Below are 1,338 nucleotides of genomic sequence, written 5' to 3' on the forward strand. Positions count from 1 at the left end.
ACTCACCGTCCTTGGATTTCGCCCCCGCCGCCCCTACCCATTCCCGTCCCTTTTCAGGGGCTCCGCCCCCGAACCCCCGCTCCTCAAACGCCGGAGGGGCTGAGATACCTCAGGGGCGCGGGGAACTGCGCACCCAGCCACGACCGACCCGCACCAGAAGGCGCGCCCCCACGGGGTCTGGTGCGGAGCCCCAGCGGACAGGGGCGCCCTACGACGGCGGCCGGTGTTCCACCGGCGCCACCCCCGTCGCCGTCGCCCCCCGCGGCACAGGCGACGTACGCAACGCCGGCTCCTGCGAGTACGACCGCAGGTAGCCGACCACCGTGTTGGTGACCGCGACGAGCGGCACGGCGACGACGGCGCCGCCGATGCCCGCGACCATCCCGCCCGCCGCGACGGAGAGAACGACGGCGAGCGGATGGACCCGAACCGCCCGGCCGAGGATGAACGGCTGGAGGATGTGGCCCTCGATCTGCTGGACGGCGAGCACGACGAGCAGCGCCATCACCGCGGTGAAGACCCCCTGCGTCACCAGCGCGACCACCACCGCCAGCGCGCCCGAGACGACGGCACCGACCAGCGGGATGAACGCGAACAGGAAGATGAAGACGGCCAGCGGAACAGCCATCGGGACGTCCAGGAAGAAGATGCCCAGGCCGATGAAGATGGCGTCGATCAACGCCACTATCACCGTCCCGCGGACATAGGCAGTCAGCGTGCGCCAGGCGCGCGGGCCCGCCCCGGCCACCCCGGGCCGTGCCGCCGCCGGCACCAGCTTGAGCGTCCACTGCCAGATGCGCTTGCCGTCGTAGAGGAGGAAGAGCGTGGAGAACATCGTGAGAAGGATGCCGGTCAGGGCCTCGACGATGACGGTGACGCCTTCCAGTCCCGCCGACGTGATCTCGTCCGTGTTGGCGCCGACGGCCTCGCGCAGGCTCTTGGCGATGTCCTTGATCTGGTCCTCGGTGACATGGAACGGGCTGTTGAGCAGCCAGCGCTGCAACTCGTCGATGCCGTCCTGGATCTGGTCGGAGAGGTTGTCGATGTTCTCCATGACCTGCCAGACCACGAACCATCCGACGAGCCCCATGACCACGAAGCCGAGGGTCGCGGTCAGCGCGGTGGCGAGCCCGCGCGGCACCCCGTACCGCCGCAGCCGCGCCACGGTGGGCTGGAGCAGCGCGGTGATGAGCAGCGCGGCGACGAAGGCGAGGACGACGAGCTGCACGGCGCTGATGACGCGCATCAACACCCAGACGGTGCCCGCGAGTACGAGCAGCCGCCAGCCGGCCTCGGCGGCGACCCGCATGCCCCAGGGGACGGCCGCGGCGGGATCGG

1 protein-coding gene is annotated in these 1,338 nt (G+C 70.7%); it reads right to left on the reverse strand.

Annotated elements, in window-relative coordinates; all coding sequences use genetic code 11:
- Window positions 1-208 precede the first annotated feature (208 nt).
- On the reverse strand, window positions 209-1,338 hold a 1,130-nt coding region (locus tag AOK17_RS43330; protein ID WP_055618145.1), incomplete at its 5' end, for an AI-2E family transporter.

This window comes from Streptomyces phaeochromogenes (assembly GCF_001418655.1).
GTDB classification, from domain to species: Bacteria; Actinomycetota; Actinomycetes; order Streptomycetales; family Streptomycetaceae; genus Streptomyces; species Streptomyces phaeochromogenes.